A 21361-nucleotide genomic window follows, 5' to 3' on the forward strand; every position below is an offset into this window, starting at 1 on the left:
TCGTGCCTCTCGATCGTCTTGTTTTCCAGGGCCTGCGTAATCTTGAGATCCTCGACCTGAGACCCGGGCCGAGGATCAACCTTGTTAGTGGTCCCAATGGTAGCGGCAAGACAAGCCTTCTCGAAGGTATTCATATACTTGGCATGGGTCGCTCCTTCCGCACCCGCCAACTTCGCCATGCCATCTGCCACGATGCTGAGGCCTTGACTGTTCATGGACGATTCGTCGGCGACCCACCAACTCCCTTCGGTGTACGCCGTCATCGCAAGGCCAGTGAACTCGAGATACGCATTGCCGGTGAGCGAATCAACCGCATTGCCGAACTGGTCGACCTTCTGCCGCTTCAGCTGATCAATTCCGATGCTTTCCGCCTTCTGGAAGGTGCCCCGTCTGCTCGGCGGGAGTTTCTCGATTGGGGTGTGTTTCACGTGAAACATGAGTTCCTTGATGCCTGGCATCGGGTTCGCCGGGCTCTCAAACATCGGAACGCCCTGCTCAGGCATGGTAGAATACACGATGCTTCTATGTCGGTTTGGGAGCATGAGTTGGTGCATTGGAGTGAGCGGATCGACGCCATGCGCCGTGATTGGATGGCGGCTTTCCTGCCGGTCTTCGAGAATACCTTAGACGGTCTGTTGCCCTTGCAAGGCCTCGAGCTTCGTTACTCCCGCGGATGGGATGCTCGACGCGAGCTCGCCGACATCCTCCGTCTGGGACGTGAAACAGATCGTCAGATGGGTTTCACGCAGCAGGGGCCTCAACGCGCGGATCTACGCATACGCTTGGCGCGGCGTCCCGCTGTTGAGGTATTGTCTCGCGGTCAGCAGAAGCTGGTCGTTAGTGCCTTGAAGCTTTCCCAAGGACGGCTCCTCGAAGCGAGCACTGGTCGCACCTGCATTTACTTGATCGACGATCTTCCCGCGGAACTCGATGGCCATCATCGGCGTGCCTTCTGCGGTTGGCTCGAAAGAATGCATTGCCAGGTTTTCATCACCAGTGTTGAACATGGTGTGCTGACAGACCTATGGCGATCCGACACATCAGTGGAGATGTTTCACGTGGAACACTCCGAGAAAGGAGCAGGACGCTTGCTGCCCTTTGACAGACAGACTTTATGATGGAGTAGTCAATGAGCGAACATGCTTACGACTCAACGAGCATTAAAGTGCTCAAGGGATTGGATGCAGTACGCAAGCGACCGGGAATGTACATCGGCGATACTGATGATGGTACCGGGCTTCACCATATGGTCTTCGAGCTGGTGGATAATTCCATCGATGAAGCGTTGGCGGGGCATTGCAGTGAAATACGTGTATTAATTCATCCCGACGAGTCGATCACTGTCAGCGATAACGGTCGCGGTGTTCCCACCGATATGCACGAGGGCGAAGGAGTCTCGGCAGCAGAGGTCATTATGACGGTTCTCCATGCAGGGGGTAAGTTTGATGACAATTCCTACAAGGTATCCGGTGGTCTGCACGGTGTCGGCGTTTCGGTAGTCAATGCGCTGTCGGAAGAGCTGAAACTGACGATTTGGCGTGCAGGCGAGGTGCATGAGCAGATCTATCACCATGGGGTCCCGATCTCACCACTATCAGTCGTCGGAACAACCGAGAAAAGTGGTACACGGGTACACTTCAGACCCTCGACAGACACTTTTAACAATATCGAGTTTCACTACGATATCTTGGCCAAGCGGTTGAGAGAGCTTTCGTTCCTTAACTCTGGTGTTGCTATCCGTCTGCTCGATGAGCGTAGCGGTAAGGAAGAGCTCTTTCACTACGACGGTGGGCTCAAGGCATTTGTTGACTACTTGAACACCAACAAGACAGTGTTGAATCCAGTTTTCCACTTCAATGCCGAGCGAGACGATGGTGTGGGTGTCGAAGTGGCAATGCAGTGGAACGACTCGTTTACCGAGAATATTTTCTGCTATACCAACAACATACCTCAGCGCGACGGGGGTGCTCACCTGGCCGGATTTCGTGCTGCGCTGACACGTAGCCTCAATCATTACATCGAGGCCGAAGGCTTGCTCAAGAAGTCTAAGATCAACACCTCGGGCGATGACGCGCGTGAAGGCCTGACGGCGATTATTTCGGTAAAGGTGCCCGATCCCAAGTTTTCGTCTCAGACCAAAGACAAGCTGGTGTCTTCCGAAGTGAAGACAGCGGTGGAGCAGGAGATGGGTCGTCTGTTCTCGGAGTATCTGATCGAGAAGCCCAACGAGGCCAAATCGATCGTCAACAAGATGCTCGATGCGGCCCGTGCCCGCGAAGCCGCCCGCAAGGCGCGCGACATGACGCGCCGCAAGGGCGCCCTGGATATCGCTGGGCTACCCGGCAAGCTGGCTGACTGCCAGGAGAAGGACCCAAGCCTCTCCGAGTTGTTTCTGGTTGAGGGTGATTCGGCCGGGGGTAGCGCTAAACAGGGCCGTGACCGGCGTACCCAAGCGATCCTGCCGCTCAAGGGCAAGATTCTTAACGTCGAGAAGGCGCGGTTCGACAAGATGTTGTCGTCGGCCGAAGTGGGAACCTTGATTACGGCGCTTGGCTGCGGGATTGGGCGCGAGGAATTCACCCCCGACAAGCTGCGTTATCACTCCATCATCATCATGACGGACGCCGATGTCGATGGCTCGCATATCCGGACCCTGCTGCTGACGTTCTTCTTCCGGCAGATGTCCCAACTGATCGAGCGTGGGCATGTCTTCATCGCCCAGCCGCCTCTCTACAAGATCAAGCGTGGCAAGCAGGAGCTCTACCTTAAGGACGAGCAGGCGATGATCGACTACCTGACGGCCACCGCTCTGGATGGTGCGCGTCTCTATGTCAACGCGGACGCACCGGGTATTGCTGGCGCTCAGCTCGAAGCCATCGTCAACCAGTACCGCGACGTCATGAAGCGGATCGATCGTCTCTCACGCGTCTATCCCAACGAGGTGCTGCGCAAGATCGTGCATGCCGCTCGTCTCGATGGTGAAGCCGCGTTGCGAGATCGTGTGACGATCCAGAATTGGATCAAAGACCTACAGGCCGAGATGGATACCCTGGTCGCCTACGAAGGCGGGCCGCGTTATACCTTCCACATCGAGGAAGATGCAGAACGCGGGCTGTTCCTGCCAGCGGTCACACTGGCTGCACACGGCGTTACCACTGACTACGTATGGGGGATCGATTTCTTCACCAGCGCGGATTACCGTTCAATCACTGGTCTGGGTGAAACTCTCGACGGATTAATGGAAGAAGGCGCCTACATTGCCCGCGGCGAGCGGCAAAAGACAGTGTTGACCTTCTACGACGCTCTTGAGTGGTTGATGAATGAGGCGCAGCGAGGGCTTTCCATCCAGCGCTACAAGGGGCTCGGTGAAATGAACCCTGATCAGCTGTGGGATACCACCATGGATCCCGAAACGAGGCGCATGCTTCGAGTTACCATCGAGGATGCCGTCGCCGCCGACATGATGTTTAATACGTTGATGGGTGATGAAGTCGAGCCTCGTCGGGATTTTATCGAGCGGTTTGCCTTGGTAGCCAATCTGGACGTTTGAGCCCTGCCCGACAGGTATGATGTTTCACGTGGAACATTGATCGCTTTATCAATAGAATCCGGCCCGTTTCGTCACAACGGGCCGGATTCTGTTTAGGCATTAATATTAGCCTTGGCTTTATCCATCACCCAGCAGCCAGTTCACAAAAGCGGATAGGTCATCGAAGATCATCGTTTTCCCCAGGCCTTTTCCATTGACCTCTGTGCGCCGCCCCTTCCCGGTTCTCACCAGTACGCTTTGACACCCCTCGTATTCGCCGGCCTGAAGGTCGCGAAGGCTGTCACCGACCATCCAACAACCCTCAAGACTCTCCAGGTGCAACGCCTCGCGTATCTGCACGAGAAGACCGGAGAGTGGTTTCCGGCATTCGCAATGATCGTCGGGCCCGTGTGGACAGTAGGCGATGTGAGCAATCTCACCCCCAGCGTCGCCAACGCGGCGCCTCAATTCTGTATGGATGGCTTCAAGTGTTGCCACATCATAATAACCACGTGCGATGCCGGATTGGTTCGTTGCGATTGCCACATGCCAGCCAGCCTGACTTAGCCTGGCGATAGCCATTATGGCGTCCGGGTAAGGATGCCATTCCTCGAATGACTTGACGTATTCGTCGGAGTCTTGATTGATGACACCATCGCGGTCGAGGATAACCAGTCTCTCTGGAGTGCGAGAATGCATAAAGTCGTCACTGCATTTGATATGGAAGGAATGGATAAAGTGTTTCACGTGAAACATCTTGGTGCTATAGCGGAGCGATATAGGGCATCCCTCGACCGTGAAGATACGAAGCAATGTTTCACGTGAAACAGCGAAGGAGGTGTCGGAGGGCTAACTGAGGCGGGATGAAGCTTCATGAAAAGGGCCACCGAAGTCTGTCCTCGATGGCCCGGTCGATCGACTTAGTCAGTCGTTATTGCTGAAGCTGAGCGATATCGGCCACTTCTAAAAATAACGCCTGAAGGCTTGCCAATAGGGCCAGTCGATTATGGCGAACGGCCTCGTCATCGGCCATGACCATGACCTGATCGAAGAAATCATCGACAGGTGTGCGCAGACTGGCCAGAGCGTCCAGTGCTTCATGGTAGCGTCCTTCGGCGAACAAGGGCATCACCGAGTGCTGGCAGCTCATCACGGCCTCGTAGAGAGCCTTCTCGGCGGCTTCCTGCAACAGCCCCGGCTCGACGTCAGCGACATCGCCAACGTCCTGCTTGGCGAGGATGTTCGACACGCGTTTGTTGGCAGCGGCGAGTGCCGCGGCTTCATCGCGCTGGGTGAAGGCTTGAACGGCGCGCAGCCGCCGTGCGAAATCCAGTGGGTGGGTCACGGGCCGGGCGCGAACAGCCAAGTAAATTTCTGTCTCGATGCCTTCCTCGTGTCCCCAGGCACGGAAGCGATCGAGCATATAATCGAGAACCTCATCGACCAGCTTGTGGGTATCGACGAGCGTTTGATGCTGAGCGACGGCCAGCTCGAGCAGCTCGCGGAGATCCAGGTCCAGCTCGCCCTTGACGAGAATGTTCAGCACGCCAATCGCTGCGCGGCGCAGCGCAAAGGGGTCCTTGGTGCCGCTCGGTCGTGCCCCGATGCCGAAGATGCCTGTGAGGGTGTCGAGCCGGTCAGCCAGCGCCAGGGCCTTGCCGGTGTCGCTGTCGGGGATCGTGTCACCGGCAAAGCGCGGCAGGTATTGCTCTTCCAGTGCCTTGGCGACCTGGTGGGGCTCACCGTCCTGTGCGGCATAATAGTGGCCCATGATGCCTTGAAGCTCAGGAAACTCGAGCACCATCTCGGTGACCAGATCGCACTTGCCGAGCGCCGCTGCGCGGCGTGCCTGGGCGGCAGAGCCACCGATGCGCTCGGCGATGAAGGCCGCTACCTCGGCATTGCGGTGCGCCTTGTCTGCCAGCGAGCCGAGCTGCTTCTGGAAGACCACACCAGCAAGCGCCGGGGCACGGTCGGCGAGGGGGCGTTTGCGATCGGTGGCGTAGAAGAAGGCGGCATCGGCCAGGCGGGGGCGGATCACCTTCTGATTGCCCTGGATCACCTGCTCCGGATCTTCGCTGTCAATGTTCGAGATGGTGATGAATGACGGCCTGAGGCGGCCATCGGCATCGAGAAGGTGGAAGTATTTCTGGTTGGCTTTCATCGAGGAGATCAGGCACTCGGACGGCGCCTCGAGGAAGCGTTCGTCGAAGCTGCCGGTCAGGGCCACGGGCCACTCCACCAGACCGCTTACCTCGACGAGCAATGCCTCGTCGATGACCGCCGTGGCATCTTGTACCTCGGCCTCGGCGAGGACCTGTTCGCGGATCCGTTCACGCCGCTTGCCGCGATCCGCCAGTACCCAGGCGTTCTCGAGCACGCTCAGGTAATCATCGGCGTGCGTCAGCTCAATGGGCTCGGGAGCATGAAAGCGATGACCACGCGTCATCCGACCGGCGCTCAGACCCAGCGACTCGCCTTCGACCACCTCATGGCCGTAGAGCATCACCAGCCAATGCACGGGACGAGAAAACTCTACCCGCGAGCTGCCCCAGCGCATGTTCTTGGGTACCGGGAGGGAGGTGAAGGCCTTGTCGACGATGCCTGGCAGCAGGCTCGAGGTCGTTTCGCCTCGTTGCTGCTCACGATAGCCGAGCCAGATGCCCTTGTCGGTCTCGAGATGAATCAGCTGGTCAACCGCGACGCCACAAGAGCGCGCGAACCCCTCGGCGGCCTTGGTGGGCAGGCCCTCCTTGAAGGCGGCTGCCAGTGCGGGCCCGCGTCGCTCGACCTCGCGGTCGGGCTGCTTGTCGGCCAGCTCGACGATCTGCACGGCAAGGCGGCGCGGGCTGGCATAGGCCCTCACCGCGCCGTATTGGACGTCGGCCTCGTCGAGTCCGCGGCGAATGCCGTCGGCGAGGGAGTCAGAGAGCAGGTCGATGGCGCTCGGTGGCAGCTCCTCGACGCCCAGTTCAACCAGTAGGGTGTTGGCAGCCATCAAGCATTTCCCTCTTCGGTAAGCGGTTCTTCGGCGAGGCATTCATCACGCAGTGCGGCGGGGGCCAGCGGAAAGCCGGCGGCCTTGCGCGACTGGTAATAGGCGCGGGCTACATCTCGTGCCATCGTGCGCACGCGGAGGATGTAGCGCTGACGCTCGGTGACCGAGATGGCGTGGCGGGCATCGAGCAGGTTGAAGGTATGCGAGGCCTTGAGCACCTGTTCGTAGGCGGGGAGCGGCAGGTTCGCCTCGAGCAGCTTGCCGCATTCACGCTCCTGGTGATCGAAGGCCGCGAACAGGAAGTCCACGTCGGCATGCTCGAAGTTGTAGGCCGATTGCTCACGCTCGTTCTGTAGATAGACATCGCCATAGGTCACGCGGGTGCCATCCGGCGCCACGGTCCATACCAGGTCATAGACGCTATCGACATCCTGCAGGTACATGGCAATGCGCTCGAGCCCATAGGTCAGCTCGCCGGTGACGGGGTAGCACTCGAGGCCGCCGGCCTGCTGGAAGTAGGTGAACTGGGTCACTTCCATGCCGTTGAGCCAGACCTCCCAGCCCAGGCCCCAGGCGCCGAGGGTAGGCGATTCCCAGTTGTCCTCGACGAAGCGGATGTCATGGACTAGCGGGTCGAGCCCCAGGTGCTTCAATGAGCCCAGGTAACGCTCCTGAAGGTCGATGGGGGAGGGTTTCATGACGACCTGAAACTGATAGTAGTGCTGCAGGCGGTTGGGGTTCTCGCCATAGCGACCATCGGTAGGCCGACGGGAGGGTTGCACGTAGGCGGCGTTCCAGGTTTCGGGACCGATGGAGCGCAGGAAAGTGGCCGGATGGAAGGTGCCGGCTCCGACTTCCATGTCCAGGGGTTGCAGGATCACGCAACCCTGTTCGGCCCAGTACTGTTGCAGGGCGAGGATCAGGCCCTGGAAGGTTGCCACGTCTGGCGTTGACTGTGTCATTGCAAAAGCACCGTTGGCCATGAATTCACTGGGCGTCAAGTATACAATCACAGGCAGATCGGTTATAGGCGCAGGCCGCTGCGCCGCAACGAGGACTCCCCATGATCGTAGTGACAGGCGGTGCCGGCTTCATCGGCGCCAATCTGGTCAAGGCTCTCACTGCCCGTGGCCACGAGGTGCTGGTGGTCGACGACCTCAGCGACGGCACCAAATTCGTTAACCTGGCCGATTGCACCCTTGGCGATTACCTCGATAAGGACGACTTCTTAGCGAGGGTCAAGGCGGTACTGCATGGCCAGCCGTCTGGCCTGCCGCCCATCGAGGCGATCTTCCACGAAGGAGCCTGCTCCGATACCACCGAGTGGGATGGCCGTTTCATGCTCGAGAACAATTTCGAGTATTCCAAGGTCTTGCTGCGTTACTGCCAGCACGTCGGCATTCCCTTTCTGTATGCCTCGTCGGCCGCCACCTATGGCGGCAGCGAGGTGTTCGTCGAAGCGCCAGAGCACGAGAAGCCGCTCAACGTCTACGGCTATTCCAAGCTCCTGTTCGACCAGTACGTACGTACCCGGCACGACGATTTCACTAGCCAAGTGGTGGGGTTTCGCTACTTCAACGTCTACGGCCCTCGAGAGCAGCACAAGGGCAAGATGGCGAGCGTCGCCTTTCACCATCATAGCCAGATCAGCGCCGGGGCAGACCTGAAGCTGTTCGGGGCCTGGGATGGTTTCGACGCCGGGATGCAGAGCCGGGATTTCGTCTATGTGGGCGACGTGGTCGACGTTAATCTCTGGTTTTTCGACCACCCCGAGGTGTCGGGGATCTTCAACTTGGGAACCGGCCGCGCCGAGCCTTTCAAGGCGATCGGTCAGGCAGTAATTGATTATTATGGCCGTGGGAAGATCGATTACATCGATTTTCCCGAGGAGCTCAAGGGGCGCTACCAGAGCTATACCTGCGCCGATATCACTAAGCTGCGCAAGGCCGGTTACGACGGAAAATTTCGCACCGTGGCGGAGGGGGTGAAAGCCTATCTGGAGTGGTTGCATGGATGATGCAACCGCATCCTTGCTTGATCCTTCATCGAGCGCATCGGGTGAACGGATTCTGGTGGTGGGGCCATCCTGGGTGGGGGATATGGTCATGGCCCAGAGCCTGCTGATGACCCTGAAGGCTCGACATCCCGGTTGCTTTATTGGCGTGGTCGCGCCTGGCTGGTCGAGGCCTATTCTTGCGCGCATGGCAGAAGTCGACGAAGTGGCCAGCCTCGAGGCCGCTCACGGTGAATTTGGCTGGCGGGCTCGGCGCTTGCTTGCCCGGCAGCTGCGTGGCCGCTTCGAGCGTGCCATCGTGTTACCGCGTTCATGGAAGTCGGCGCTGGTCCCCTACCTGGCCCGTATTCCTCGTCGTACCGGGTTTACTGGCGAGCAGCGATACGGCTTGCTCAACGATCGTCGCCCTCTGGACAAGACGGTGCTGGACCAGACCGTCAAGCGTTTCGTGGCCTTGGGGGTCCCTGCCGATGAGGCCGCAACGGGAAACTTTCCCCTCCCGCATCCGTGGCTGACGGTGGATCCCGATAACCTGGTGGAAAAACGGTTGGCCCTTGGGCTGTCGTCACGCCCGGCCATTGGCATGATGCCTGGTGCGGAATATGGCCCGGCGAAGCAGTGGCCACTCGCCTATTTCCGTGAGCTGGCGGGCAGACTCAGCGCCGAAGGCTTCGAGGTGCGTGTATTGGGGGGGGGGAAGGACGTTGCGGCTGGCGATCTGATCAGCGAGGGGCAGCCCCATGTGCACAACCTGTGCGGGCGCACCCGCTTGGAAGATGCTGTCGATCTGTTGGCAGATTGTTGGCAGGTGGTGACCAACGACTCGGGCCTGATGCATGTTGCCGCGGCGGTGGGCACCCGGATCCAGGCATTGTATGGGTCGTCTTCACCGAGATATACGCCACCACTGACACGCAGTGCCGAGATTCACACGCTTGAGCTTGTCTGTTCTCCCTGCTTCGCTCGCACCTGCCCGCTGGGCCATACCCATTGCCTAGTCCAGATGCCCCCTGAACGCGTCCTGGCGTCGATTCTGTCTTCCGGGTCGGTCATCGCCCGTGGCTGAGACGTGATGATTACTGAACGTCGGCGGGTTGCTCGCCGGTAGCGTCTTCCGGAGTCTCGACGACCTGTTCGGTAGTAGAAGCCTCCTCATCGTGTTGTTGTTCCGGTACCAAACCTTCCCAGAGCCGATTCTGAAGCGCAGTTTCCTCGCGCATTCGAGTATTGACGTTCTCGACGCCATGCTGCTCCACCAGTGTTGGGTAAGGAGACAACAGTGAAACGCCGAGGCCGGCGCGATGCTCATCGATTTCGAAGCTCATCGCCTCGAGTATGGTAGGAAAGACATCGAGCGTCGACGCGGAGCGATCGACGTTACCTGGTGGCACATCATTGCCGAGCAGCATGAAGGTATTGTAGCGCTCGCCACTGACCAATTGCTCCCAGGCCGAAACCCGCATCGTCAAATGGTCGCTTGCGATCACCACCAGCGTGTTTTCCAGTAAGCCCTCGTCTTCCAGTCTGTCGATCAGATCACGCGCTAGCCAGGCCGAACACTTCACCGAGTACAGAATGTCGATGCCATCGTAGTCCCCTTGGCGCTGTTCACAGCGACGCGCCGGATAACCTTCCGGCGCATGGCCGGTGAGAGACAGGTTGACGATGGCCCACGGGGCCTCGCCCTGGCTGAGCTGACGCACTTCTTCCACGGTGATGTCGTAAAGCGTGTCGTCGTATAATCCCCAGTTATTGAGGTAGTCGGGGTCGTCCAGTCGAGGCGACAGCTCCTCTCGGCCCATTACACGGTCGAAGCCATGATCCTCGTAGAAGATGCCCTTGCCGGCAAACGCGGTGCTGGCGCCTCCCATATAGGTGAGATGGTAGCCCTGCTCATCGAGCAGGTCACCGAGGCAATCCACACCGGGCACCACCTTGCCCAGGGGCTCGAACTGACTGTCATGGAGCAGGCCAGCGGGCATGAGGGGTGCCCCGCACTGGGTGGCGATCATGCCGGCCATTGTCCAGCCAGTATTATCGAGCTGCTGGATACCTTCGAAGACGCGCGCTCGCTGACCAAGCGCGGCCAGGTCAGCATAGGCATCGCCAAAGCGCTCGGTATCGGCATAGGTGCGCTCAATACTTTCCAGATACAGTAACAGCAGGTTGGGAGGGTCAGCAGGGGCCTCGTTAATGACTGGCGCGACATAGCGCCGTTCCAGCCAGGCGCCGTCATCGGTGACGATCGAAGCACTGCGCTGGCCTACCCCATAAAACAGCGGGTTGCTGGCCAATAAAAGCAAGGCTAATGGTCTTTCGCTTAGTCGCCAACGGTGGTCGACCCGGATCAGCCAGGTAAATGCGATCAGCAGCAAGACCATGGAGAAGGTATAGAGCACAGCGGCGATATTGCGATCGGCGCCGCCATGATCTTCCATACCGGCCTGGAGATGGAAAAAGACCGCACCGAGATCGACATCACCGAAGCTGTCGGCCAGATAGACATAGAGCCCCCCGATCGCGATCGGCAACAATGACCAGGGCCAGACGCGGGTCGGTTCGCGTGGACGACGTGGTGCCCCCCAGCGAAACAGCCAGCCCAGGCCGAGCCAGCCAGCCAGTACTGGCACCATTGTCCAGGGCGGTAGCAGGCTCAGGGTCGCAACGGAATGTGCAATCCATGAGCCAATGATCAGGAGTGCCCACCAGCGTGGTTGGCGAGCACAAGAAAATATTGCAGGGAGAGGCATGACCATGGCGCCGGAATGAATTTCCTGTCAGCTTACCAAGGCCGGGCGGTATAGGGCAGTCCCGGCCGGTGGCCATCGACGCGAGTCACTTCCGCTCGAGGCGTTCCTGCTCGTGTAGTTCATTGAGCTTGGCGTATTTCATGAAAGCATGAAATGCTGTGGTGATCGTGACGGTCATGCCATCAGTGCCTTGCAGAATGCCACCCTTGAGGAACAACTTGCGAATCACGGCACTGCTTGCATGCAACGTTGGACGCCATGGCGAGGGGCCGACTCCCCGCTCCTTCATGGCCCACGCATCGCGAGTCGACAGCTGATCGATGCGTTGCATCCAGTGTGACAGGTTCTCGTAGGTGAAATGGCGAATGTGCGTGCCGGTGTCTTCGACACGTGGAGATGCTACCGAGGAGTGTGCTTTCTTCGGCAGGTAGCCCGAGGTGGTCCGGTTATAAAGCCTGACGACCTTGTCGGGGTAGAAGCCTGCCGCCTTTACCCAATGGGTGCCGCAGAAGTTCCGACGGTTGAAGCGATAGGCGATGTTCGGGTCGTCCAGCGGCAGCGCCTGAATGGCCGCCACGGCATCGTTGTCCAGCCGTTCATCGGCATCCAGCGCCAATATCCAGTCGTGTGAAGCATAGGAGACGCCATGGGCTTTCTGAGGACCGTCACCGAGATACGCCTGGGTCAGGACGCGAGCACCGCAGGCCTCAGCAACATGAACGGTGTCATCTTGGCTCAGCGAATCGACCACGAGGATTTCATCGCAGACCTGCTTGAGGGATTCCACACAGTCGGCGATACGCGACTGTTCGTTTAGGGTGATGACAATACCGGTGATGGGCGTCATGAGATAGGCTCACGAGAGGTTGACGATACAAGAAGCGAGGCGATGTTCTGGGCCGCCGATTCGACATCGAGACGTGACATGTCCTGTTCTCCCGCAGTGGGAGGAGGACAGAAGGCCAGGCGGTGGTCGGCTTGGTTGCATGTCTGCCAGCGCAGCGGCGTGGAAGAGCGCTTGGCCGGATAGAAACCCGCCGTGGGGATATCCAGACAACCGGCGATATGCAGCGGGCCGGTAGAGCCGGCGATGACCAGGTCGGCGGCCGACAGGCTCACGGCGAATTCGTCGAGTCCTTGCCGAGGCGGGTGCAGAGTCGCCTCGAGACCCGCGGCGATCAGCCGTTCATGAAGCCCTCGTGCGCCAGGCTCCTCGCCGGGACCCGCGGTCAGCACCCAGAGGGGCCTGCAGGATGGTGCCAAGCGCGCGTCGATGGTCGTTATCAGACGGGCGTACTGTTCGGCTGAGAGGTTGACCGCCGAACCCCCGCTACCGGCATGCACGAAGACCCAGGGGCGCGTTGTATCCAGTCCGCGCTCCTCGCGTAGCCGCGCCCGCCAGGCCTTGCGGCTCTCGTCGGACAGCGGCCAGTAGGGCGGCGCGGGGCGTGCCGGCAGAGCGTAGCCCATGGCGTCGAGCAACGCCTCGGCCAACTCGAGGTTGTAGACGTATTCGGGTTTCTCGGATCGAGACCTGCGCTGGGTGGTGCGCTGGTTGTAGAATACTTGTGCCCACTTGGTGGCCGGTGCCAGCCGCAGGGGAATGCCGGCTCGCCAGCCCAGCCAACCGACGCGAGGGGTGGAGAAGAGCGTCAGCAGCGCATCGAAGCGGCCACTACGCAACCGGCCCAGCAGTTCGCGCCTGGCCCCCCGACCCTCGCCCGGATCGACGATGATGGCGTCGATCCATGGGCATAGCCTGGCCATTGGGGCCGTGTAGGGCGGAACGAGGACACTGACATGCATCATAGGGTTTGCCGTCTTCAGGCGGGCCAATGCTGGCCAGGCCAGCATGAAATCGCCCAGTTTGTCGTTGCGGACCACCAGCAGGCGAGGCGCCTTGTCATTCATAGCCGCTTTAGACGTTGTTGCCATTCGGGCTCCCGAGCCCCGCGACCTGAAAGGAGCCAACCTTGTCCCACAAGGTCATGCACATTTGCCTCTCCTCTGGCTGGGGCGGACTGGAAATGTATCCTGCGCGGATTATACCCGAGCTGAGGCGTCAGGGGGGCGAGGTTCACGGCCTGGCCCTGGCCGGGTCGCGCGTCGCCGCGAGCCTTGCCGAAGCGGGCGTGACGCCGGTGACCGTGGCATCGAAGGCGCGTGCCCTGCTCGCCGTACCGAAGCTGCTCGGCTACCTTCGGGGTCAGGATATCGACGTGTTGCACTGCCACAAATCCAGTGACTTGCGGTTGGGGGCCTTGCTGGTGACCCTCATGCCGGGGCTGAAGCTCTTCTTTACCGATCACATGGGCGTCACACGGCCCAAGAAGGATCTTTACCATCGTTGGGCCTACGGTCGCGTGACCACGCTCTTTTCGATCAGCGAAGCGACCCGGCAGCGCAACCTCGTAGCGTTTCCGCTACCGGCCGAACGCATACAGCGGCTCTACCTCGGTATCGATCCGACGCCCTATGCCCCTTGCCTGGTTGCGCCGGCGCGCCAGGCACTGCGCGATGCCTTGAACATCCCTCCCGGCGCGGTGGCTATCGGCCTGCCGGGACGGTTGACCGCCGGCAAGGGACAAGCTGAGTGGATCGAAGCCTTGAAAGCGCTTCACGAGAAGGCGCCCGACCTGGCCTGGCAAGGGGTGCTGATCGGGGGTCTGCATGCCGACGAGGGTAGCAACGAAGACTATGTAGCGTGTCTGCGTGAACGCGTGTCGTCATCGGGGCTGGACACCAGGATCACCTTCACCGGCTTTCGGAAAGACTTGCCGCGATTGTTCGAGGCGCTGGATATTGTCTGTGTGCCGTCGCGTAACGAGGCCTTCGGGCTCACCGTGATCGAGGCCATGGCTGCCGCCAAGCCGGTCATCGGCGCCGCCAGCGGGGCCATTCCCGAGCTGATCGATGCCGATACGGGACGCCTGGCACCGCCGGGTGATGCCGACGCCTGGGCAACGGCCATGGCCGAGCTTGCCACCGATGCAGCACTTCGCGAGAGACTCGGTGCTGCTGCCCAGCAGCGGATTGAGCAACACTTCACACTAACGGCTCACGTAGAGGCACTGCGCCGGGCTTACCAAGGCTAGCCTCGAGCGCCGCTATACCCCTGCCGAATGGCGGGCATCGACTCGGCGGCGTCGAATTTGCCGAGCGAGCGTTGCAAACGCTCGAGATTGGCCTCCCGCCACTTGCCCGGCTGACGTTGTCGGCAGCGATCCAGATCGATCAGCCAGACCTTGCCCTGCGGGTCGACGAGCAGATTCCGGGCGTTGAGGTCGACATGATCGAGGCCAGCGTCATGGAAGCGGCGTACGGTGGCACCGACGCGTTCGAGCAAGACCGCGTCGGCCTCACCGCTTAGCAAAAGTTCGGCCAAGGCTCGGGCGCCGGCGATTCTGATGGTGATCAGCGCAGCCTCATAGGTAGGGCCATGGAGGGTGACGCCGGCGGCCAGCGGGCGTGGCACGGGCAGGCCGCGCTCGTACAATTCGGCGGTCAGGCGCATTTCACGAAAGGCACGGGTACGCTCTAGGCCGGTCCATAGGTAGCGGCGCTCGCTGAGCCGGGCAATCAGGCCACCACGGCGATAAGGGCGCAGTACCCACTGTGCCTTGCCAACATTAAGAAACAGGCTGGCGCCGCGTCCCGGGGCCTCGCCGATGACTTGGCCGCTGTGTCGCCAATGGTCGGGGTCGAAGAATCTGGGATCGGTAGGGGGTGTCGTGAGAGCGTCACATAAAGCGCTTGCTTCATATAGAATGAACGATCTACCCGTTCGACATGTTGCCAAGTGCATGAAGCATCCTCTGCCTGCTCGACCCCGGCACATCGGTGTGCTGCGACTCTCCGCCCTGGGTGATGTGTGTAACCTGGTGCCGACGGTTCGTGCACTGCAGCGCCAGTGGCCCGAGGCGCGCATTACCTGGATCATCGGCAAGAGCGAGCACAGTCTACTGGCCGGTCTTTCCGGGGTCGAGTTCGTCGTCTATAACAAGAGTACGGGGGTGGCCGGCATGCGCGCCCTGTGTCGTGAGCTGGCCGACACTCGCTTCGATGTGCTCCTGCACATGCAGCAGTCGTTGCGGGCAAGTCTGCTGTCGCTGGGTCTCAAGGCGGACTTCCGGGTCGGCTACGACAAGGCACGGGCCAAGGACGCCCAGCATTGGTTCACCCATCACCACCTCGACCCTCATCCCCGAGCGCATGTGCTGGAGTCCTTCCTGGACTTCGCGCGCCTGCTCGGGGTCGAGGACCTGTCGCTGGAATGGCAGCTGCCGATACCGGCTGTGGCCTTCGATGAAGCCAGAGCGTTGAGCGGTGAGGCCCCCTACCTGGTGATCAATCCGTGCAGCAGCATGCGACTGCGCAATTTTCGTAACTGGTCCGCCGAGGGCTATGCGTCGGTGATCGAGCATGCCTGGGTGCACCATGGCCTCAAGACGCTGCTGACGGGGGGCAGCAGCACCCAGGAGCGCGAACTTGGCGAGCGCATTCAGTCCCTGTGCCGTCCTGATACGGTGATCGATGCCATTGGTGGCACGTCGCTCAAGGGGCTGCTGGCGTTGATACAGCGCGCGCGTCTGCTGGTGGCACCCGATACCGGGCCCGTGCACATGGCGAATGCACTCGGCACGCCGGTGCTGGGCCTTTACGCCACCTCGAACGTCGACCGGACGGGTCCCTATCTCTGGCGAACCTTCGCAGTTGATCGCTACCCCGAAGCCGTGCGTACCTACATGCACAAGGAGCCCGAGGAGCTGAACTGGGGTCAGCGGGTTCGCCATCCCGACGCCATGTCGCTGATTCGAACCGAAGAGGTGATCGAACGCCTCGACGCCCTGCTCGCGCAACCGCCAGCCCCACAGGACACGGAGACCCGCGCCGATGAAGCTTGATCTCACAGCCCTGGAACACACGCGCCTGCTGGTGGTGGGTGACGTGATGCTCGATCGCTATTGGCACGGCGGCACCTCGCGTATCTCGCCGGAAGCGCCGGTCCCGGTAGTCAGTGTCAACGAGTGCGAGGATCGCCCGGGCGGTGCCGCCAACGTGGCCCTCAACATCGCCTCGCTTGGGGCTCATGCGGCGCTGGCCGGTCTGGTCGGCGATGACGACAACGCCACGCGCCTCGACAGTCGTCTCCAAAGCGCCGGAGTGAGCACTCACTTCGAGCGTAGCCCCGGCGTTCCCACTATCACCAAGCTGCGAGTGATGAGTCGCAACCAGCAACTGATCCGCCTGGACTTCGAGGAAGGACTCGGCGACGTCGATACCACAGGACTGTTGGCGCGGGTCGAACACGCGTTGTCCGACTGCGATCTGGTGATTCTTTCCGACTACGGCAAGGGCACCCTCAACCGGGTCGAGGACCTGATTCACTTGGTCCGTCGCAGCGGCAAGCGCGTACTGGTAGACCCCAAGGGCAGCGATTTTCGCCACTACCGCGGGGCGAGCGTGATCACGCCCAACCTGACCGAATTCGAGACGGTGATGGGGCCTTGCCGCGACGATGCTGAACTCGCCGCCAAGGGTGAGGCGCTGCGTGCCGAGCTTGATCTCGAGGCGCTGCTGATCACCCGCAGCGAGAAGGGCATGACGCTGATCCGCTCAGGGCATGAGCCGCTGCATTTGCCGACACGCGCCCGCGAAGTCTTCGATGTCACCGGTGCCGGCGACACCGTGATCGGTGTGCTCGGGCTGGCGCTGGCAGCAGGTCATGGCTTCCCCGAGGCGATGACCCTGGCCAATCTGGCAGCCGGTCTGGTCGTGGCCAAGCCCGGCACCGCAACGCTTTCCATTGCCGAACTTTATACCGCCCTGCACGGTGACAAGCTGGCCGAGTTCGGTCTTATCGAGGAGGCGCCGCTCATCGAGGCCGTGCAGGCCGCGCAGGCGCGCGGCGAGCGCGTCGTCATGACCAACGGCTGCTTCGACATCCTGCATGCCGGCCATGTGGCCTACCTGGAGCACGCCCGCCAGCTCGGCGACCGCTTGATCGTGGCGGTCAACGACGACGCCTCCATCGCCCGCCTCAAGGGGCCCCGCCGCCCGATCAACCCGCTGATGCGGCGCATGCAGGTACTGGCTGGGCTCGGCGCGGTGGACTGGGTCGTACCCTTCGCCGAGGACACGCCCGAGCGTCTGATCGAGGCGGTGTTGCCGGACGTACTGGTCAAGGGCGGCGATTATCGCCCCGAAGAGATCGCTGGCGGCGAGGCCGTGCGCAGGGCGGGAGGCGAGGTGCAGGTGCTCGGCTTCGAGGATGGCGTTTCCACCACGGCGATGATCTCCACCATTCTCGACCGCGAGCGCTGATGTCCCGTCCGCCAGTTACCCGCAAGCGCAGCCCCTGGGCCCGCTCGCTCTACGGGGTCGCGCTCTGGCTGCTCGCGCCGCTGATCGTTTGGCGAGTCTGGCGTGAGCACCTCTCAGCAAGCCCGCGCCGGGAGCGGCTGGGCTATATTGCGCCGACCGCCGAGGGGCAGCGTGTCATCTGGTTGCACTGTGCCTCGGTGGGCGAGGTGCAGGCGGCCCGGCCGTTGATCAAGGCCTTGCTCGTGCTCTATCCGAGCTATCGTCTCGTCATCACCACCATGACCGCTACCGGTGCTGAACGGGTGAGGGCCCTGGCGAATGGATTGCGTGAACAGGGCGTCTTGGGCGAAGTAAGTCATCACTTCATTCCGTTGGATTTCCCCGCTTCGGCGAGGCGCTTCGTGTCTCGCTTGCACCCGGCGCTTGCGCTTTTCTTCGAAACTGAACTCTGGCCCAACCTGCTGGCCGCCTGCGTCCGTTCGGGCGTGCCAGTGGCGGTGGTCAACGGACGCCTCTCGCCGGGGGCCTATCGCGGTTATCGTCGTCTGGCGCCCTTGATGCACGAGGCCCTAGGCCAGGTGGACTGGCTGGCGGCCAAGTCCCGTGACGATGCCGAGCGCTTCCAGGGGTTGGGTATGGCACCCGACAGGATCGATGTCGTGGGGTCGTTGAAGTTCGCGTTGTCGATCAATGACGCGGATCAGCAGGTAAGTGAGCACTTGCGCACTCGGTTGGGAAATCGGTCCATCTGGGTAGCCGGTTCGACCCACGAAGGCGAGGACGAGCAGCTGCTGGCCGCCCATGGCCGGTTGATCGAGACATGTCCCGATGCGCTGCTGATACTGGTGCCGCGTCATCCGCGACGCTTCGATGCCGTTGCCGCGCTCTGCGCCCAGAAGGGCATGAGCCTGGCAAGACGCTCTAGAGACGAGTGGCCCGCGGCCGACACGGCAGTCTACCTGGGCGATACCATGGGCGAGCTACTGTCGCTCTATGGGGCTGCCGATCTGGCCTTCGTCGGCGGCAGCCTGGTGCCAATCGGCGGCCATAACCTGCTGGAGCCCGCGGCGTTGGGTGTGCCGGTGCTCAGTGGTCCAGCGCTGGACAACTTTGCCGACATCGCCGAGGTCATGCGCGAGGCGAGGGCGCTGGTGGAAGTGGCCGATGTCGATGAACTCGTCAATGTCCTGCGGCGACTCTTCGCCGATGCTGGCGAACGCCGTCGCCTGGCAGCGGCCGGGCGCAGCGTGGTCACCGCCAATCGCGGGGCGCTCGACCGCACTCTGGTGGGCCTGGCGCGGTTGCTGCCGCCCGCCTGAACCAGCTTCGGCGCTTTCAAGCGGGTAACCGTCAGACAGGCAATAGACGCTGCACGCCGTCGCGCGTGCCGAGCAACAGCACGTCGGCGCCGCGGGCAGCGAAGAGGCCGTTGGTGACCACGCCGACGATGGCGTTGATCCGCGCTTCCATGGCCACCGGCTCATCGATCATGAACTCGTAGCAGTCGATGATCTGGTTGCCGTTGTCGGTGACCACGCCCTGGCGGTAGACCGGCTCGGCGCCGAGCTTGACCAGCTCACGAGCCACATAGGAGCGCGCCATCGGGATCACCTCTACGGGCAGGGGGAAGTCACCGAGGCGTTCGACCTTCTTCGAGTCATCGGCGATGCACACGAAGCGCTCGGCGCAGGCGGCGACGACCTTCTCGCGCGTGAGGGCTGCACCCCCGCCCTTGATCATCTGCAAGTGAGCATTCACTTCGTCTGCACCATCGATATAAACCGGGACGGTGCCGATGCTGTTAAGCTCGAATATCTCGATGCCGTGGCGGCGCAGACGCTCGGAGCTGGCCTCGGAGCTGGCCACCGCACCCTGGAAATCGTGGCGCAGGGGTGCCAGGCGGTCGATGAAACGATCGGCGGTGGAACCGGTACCGATACCGAGCACGTAGTTTCTATCCAGCAGGGGACGGATCTCATCAATGGCCGCGGCGGCTACGGCGTCTTTCATTGCATCCTGGGTCATGCGTCTGGCTCCGGCGAAGAATGGGGGCGATCGTTGGCGTGCCATTATAAGTCAGCAGAGCGTCGCTGCCGATGACGGGTGCTGGACGCCATGGCAACGGTAATGCTACCAATAGGGGTTCTCTGCACTGCAGCACCGCAGTTCGTCTTTCGCGCCATTCCTCTGGGACATCAGGATGCTAGAAGCTACCGTCAAGAAGATTCTCCAGGCCCGGGTCTACGAGGCTGCCGTGGAAACGCCGATATCGCCGGCACCCTTCCTCTCGCGACGCTTCAACAACCAGATTCTGATCAAGCGTGAAGACCTCCAGCCGGTCTACTCCTTCAAGATTCGCGGCGCCTACAACAAGATGGCGCAGCTCAGCGAGGAACAGAAGGCCAAGGGCGTGATCGCCGCCTCGGCAGGCAACCATGCCCAGGGGCTCGCCATGGCGGCCAAGCTGATGGGCGTCAAGGCGGTGATTGTGATGCCGCGGATCACCCCCGAGATCAAGGTCCAGGCCGTGCGGGCCCGCGGTGCCAGAGTGGTGCTCAAGGGCGATGCCTTTGCCGAGGCGGCGGCGCATGCTCAGGAACTCATCAAGGAGCACGGCTATACGTATGTGCCACCGTTCGATGATATCGATGTGATCGCCGGCCAGGGCACCATCGCCGTGGAGATCCTGCGTCAGCAGAGCGGTCACATCCATGCCGTCTTCATTCCGGTGGGCGGCGGCGGCCTGATCGCCGGCATGGCCGCCTATATCAAGTACCTGCGCCCGGAAATCAAGGTGATCGGCGTGGAAGCCGAGGATAGCGCCTGCCTCAAGGCGGCACTGGCGGCAGGCGACCGGGTGGTGCTGGATCAGGTGGGTGTCTTCGCCGAGGGCGTCGCCGTGGCACAGGTTGGTGAGGCGCCTTTCGCGATCATGCGCGACCTGATCGACGACGTCATCACCGTCACCACCGACGAGATGTGTGCGGCGGTAAAGGATATCTTCGAGGACACCCGGGCGGTCGCCGAGACTTCTGGAGCCCTTTCTCTGGCCGGCCTCAAGAAATACGTCCAGCAGACCGGCGTCGAAGGCGAGACACTGGTCTGCATCAACTCAGGCGCCAATACCAATTTCGACCGCCTGCAGCATATTGCCGAGCGTACCGAGCTTGGCGAACAGCGGGAGGCAATCCTCGCCGTCACCATTCCCGAGAAGCCCGGTAGCTTCAAGAAGTTCTGCAAGACCATCGGCAAGCGCATGGTCACCGAATTCAATTATCGCTATGCGGATCCGGAGAAGGCACATATCTTCGTCGGCGTGCAGGTCAAGCCGGGGGGGGAAGACCGCCAGGGAGTGATCGACAAGCTGCGGGATGCGGGCTATCCGGTGGAGGACTTGACCGACAACGAGCTGGCGAAGCTGCATATTCGCCATCTGGGCGGCGGTCGGCCGAAGGAGCATTTCGAGGAAGAGGTGTATCGCTTCGAGTTTCCCGAGCGGCCCGGCGCGCTGATGAACTTTCTCACTCACCTGCCGCAGGACTGGAACATTTCCCTGTTTCACTATCGTAATCACGGCGCGGCTTATGGCCGCGTGCTGGTGGGGATGCAGGTGCCCAACGGTGATCGCTTACACGTCGAGGAATATTTCGATGAGATCGGCTATCGCTACTGGAAGGAAAGCGATAATGCCGCCTACCGACTGTTCATGGCGTGAGTGAGCAGTGGCTTACCGGCAAGCCGTCGCA

Annotated in this window: 17 protein-coding genes; 9 read left to right on the top strand and 8 right to left on the bottom strand. The window is 61.3% G+C overall.

Annotated elements, in window-relative coordinates:
• Positions 1-2 precede the first annotated feature (2 nt).
• Both recF and gyrB read left to right on the top strand, forming a co-directional pair.
• The gene (gene recF / locus KG088_RS07015) at positions 3-1118 is read left to right on the top strand and encodes a DNA replication/repair protein RecF (RefSeq protein WP_213824789.1); all 1116 of its coding nucleotides are present in this window, start codon (positions 3-5) and stop codon (positions 1116-1118) included.
• Between the two features lie 11 nt (positions 1119-1129).
• Positions 1130-3550 carry a DNA topoisomerase (ATP-hydrolyzing) subunit B gene (gene gyrB / locus KG088_RS07020; protein ID WP_213824790.1) on the top strand — a complete coding sequence of 807 codons (2421 nt, stop codon included), beginning with the start codon at positions 1130-1132 and terminating at the stop codon, positions 3548-3550.
• 117 nt (positions 3551-3667) lie between these two features.
• On the opposite strand, the gene gmhB is transcribed toward gyrB, so the two are convergent.
• The 3 genes from gmhB to glyQ form a co-directional block, all read right to left on the bottom strand.
• Positions 3668-4228 carry a D-glycero-beta-D-manno-heptose 1,7-bisphosphate 7-phosphatase gene (gene gmhB, locus KG088_RS07025; protein WP_213824910.1) on the bottom strand — a complete coding sequence of 187 codons (561 nt, stop codon included), beginning with the start codon at positions 4226-4228 and terminating at the stop codon, positions 3668-3670.
• A 232-nt stretch (positions 4229-4460) separates the two neighbouring features.
• Positions 4461-6527: a glycine--tRNA ligase subunit beta gene (glyS, locus tag KG088_RS07030; RefSeq protein ID WP_213824791.1), complete on the bottom strand. Its 2067-nt coding sequence runs from the start codon at positions 6525-6527 to the stop codon at positions 4461-4463.
• Entirely contained in the window at positions 6527-7489 is a 963-nt protein-coding gene (gene glyQ, locus KG088_RS07035; protein WP_213824792.1) for a glycine--tRNA ligase subunit alpha, read from the bottom strand. The genes glyS and glyQ overlap by 1 nt, the downstream gene beginning before the upstream one ends.
• Positions 7490-7590: 101 nt before the next feature.
• Between glyQ and rfaD the strand changes: the two genes are divergently transcribed.
• Positions 7591-8544: an ADP-glyceromanno-heptose 6-epimerase gene (rfaD, locus tag KG088_RS07040; RefSeq protein WP_213824793.1), complete on the top strand. Its 954-nt coding sequence runs from the start codon at positions 7591-7593 to the stop codon at positions 8542-8544.
• Positions 8537-9607: a lipopolysaccharide heptosyltransferase II gene (gene waaF, locus KG088_RS07045; RefSeq protein ID WP_213824794.1), complete on the top strand. Its 1071-nt coding sequence runs from the start codon at positions 8537-8539 to the stop codon at positions 9605-9607. Before rfaD ends, waaF begins: the two co-directional genes overlap by 8 nt.
• Positions 9608-9617: 10 nt before the next feature.
• Here the strand turns inward: waaF and KG088_RS07050 are convergent, their stop codons facing one another.
• From KG088_RS07050 to KG088_RS07060, 3 genes are all read right to left on the bottom strand, one after another.
• Positions 9618-11291, bottom strand: a complete 1674-nt coding sequence (locus KG088_RS07050) for a sulfatase-like hydrolase/transferase (RefSeq protein ID WP_213824911.1) — start codon at positions 11289-11291, stop codon at positions 9618-9620.
• Between the two features lie 85 nt (positions 11292-11376).
• Complete coding sequence (locus KG088_RS07055; protein ID WP_213824795.1) at positions 11377-12138, bottom strand: glycosyltransferase family 2 protein; 762 nt, start codon at positions 12136-12138, stop codon at positions 11377-11379.
• Positions 12135-13226 carry a glycosyltransferase family 9 protein gene (locus KG088_RS07060; protein WP_213824796.1) on the bottom strand — a complete coding sequence of 364 codons (1092 nt, stop codon included), beginning with the start codon at positions 13224-13226 and terminating at the stop codon, positions 12135-12137. The genes KG088_RS07055 and KG088_RS07060 overlap by 4 nt, the downstream gene beginning before the upstream one ends.
• Before the next feature lie 38 nt (positions 13227-13264).
• On the opposite strand from KG088_RS07060, the gene KG088_RS07065 reads away from it, so the two are divergent.
• Entirely contained in the window at positions 13265-14386 is a 1122-nt protein-coding gene (locus KG088_RS07065; RefSeq protein ID WP_250148116.1) for a glycosyltransferase family 4 protein, read from the top strand.
• On the opposite strand, the gene KG088_RS07070 is transcribed toward KG088_RS07065, so the two are convergent.
• On the bottom strand, positions 14383-15096 hold the full coding sequence (locus KG088_RS07070) for a 3-deoxy-D-manno-octulosonic acid kinase (protein ID WP_213824797.1): 714 nt from the start codon (positions 15094-15096) through the stop codon (positions 14383-14385). The two genes, KG088_RS07065 and KG088_RS07070, sit on opposite strands and share 4 nt — an antisense overlap.
• On the opposite strand from KG088_RS07070, the gene KG088_RS07075 reads away from it, so the two are divergent.
• The 3 genes from KG088_RS07075 to waaA are packed head-to-tail and all read left to right on the top strand — an operon-like array spanning position 15095 to position 18934.
• On the top strand, positions 15095-16195 hold the full coding sequence (locus KG088_RS07075) for a glycosyltransferase family 9 protein (RefSeq protein ID WP_213824798.1): 1101 nt from the start codon (positions 15095-15097) through the stop codon (positions 16193-16195). The two genes, KG088_RS07070 and KG088_RS07075, sit on opposite strands and share 2 nt — an antisense overlap.
• Entirely contained in the window at positions 16185-17615 is a 1431-nt protein-coding gene (gene hldE, locus KG088_RS07080; RefSeq protein WP_213824799.1) for a bifunctional D-glycero-beta-D-manno-heptose-7-phosphate kinase/D-glycero-beta-D-manno-heptose 1-phosphate adenylyltransferase HldE, read from the top strand. Before KG088_RS07075 ends, hldE begins: the two co-directional genes overlap by 11 nt.
• On the top strand, positions 17615-18934 hold the full coding sequence (waaA, locus tag KG088_RS07085; protein ID WP_213824800.1) for a lipid IV(A) 3-deoxy-D-manno-octulosonic acid transferase: 1320 nt from the start codon (positions 17615-17617) through the stop codon (positions 18932-18934). The genes hldE and waaA overlap by 1 nt, the downstream gene beginning before the upstream one ends.
• Before the next feature lie 31 nt (positions 18935-18965).
• On the opposite strand, the gene rpiA is transcribed toward waaA, so the two are convergent.
• Complete coding sequence (gene rpiA / locus KG088_RS07090; protein ID WP_213824801.1) at positions 18966-19640, bottom strand: ribose-5-phosphate isomerase RpiA; 675 nt, start codon at positions 19638-19640, stop codon at positions 18966-18968.
• Positions 19641-19815: 175 nt separating this feature from the next.
• On the opposite strand from rpiA, the gene ilvA reads away from it, so the two are divergent.
• Complete coding sequence (gene ilvA / locus KG088_RS07095) at positions 19816-21330, top strand: threonine ammonia-lyase, biosynthetic (protein ID WP_213824802.1); 1515 nt, start codon at positions 19816-19818, stop codon at positions 21328-21330.
• Positions 21331-21361: the final 31 nt, after the last annotated feature.

This window comes from Halomonas jincaotanensis (genome assembly GCF_018448785.1).
GTDB classification, from domain to species: domain Bacteria; phylum Pseudomonadota; class Gammaproteobacteria; order Pseudomonadales; family Halomonadaceae; genus Halomonas; species Halomonas jincaotanensis.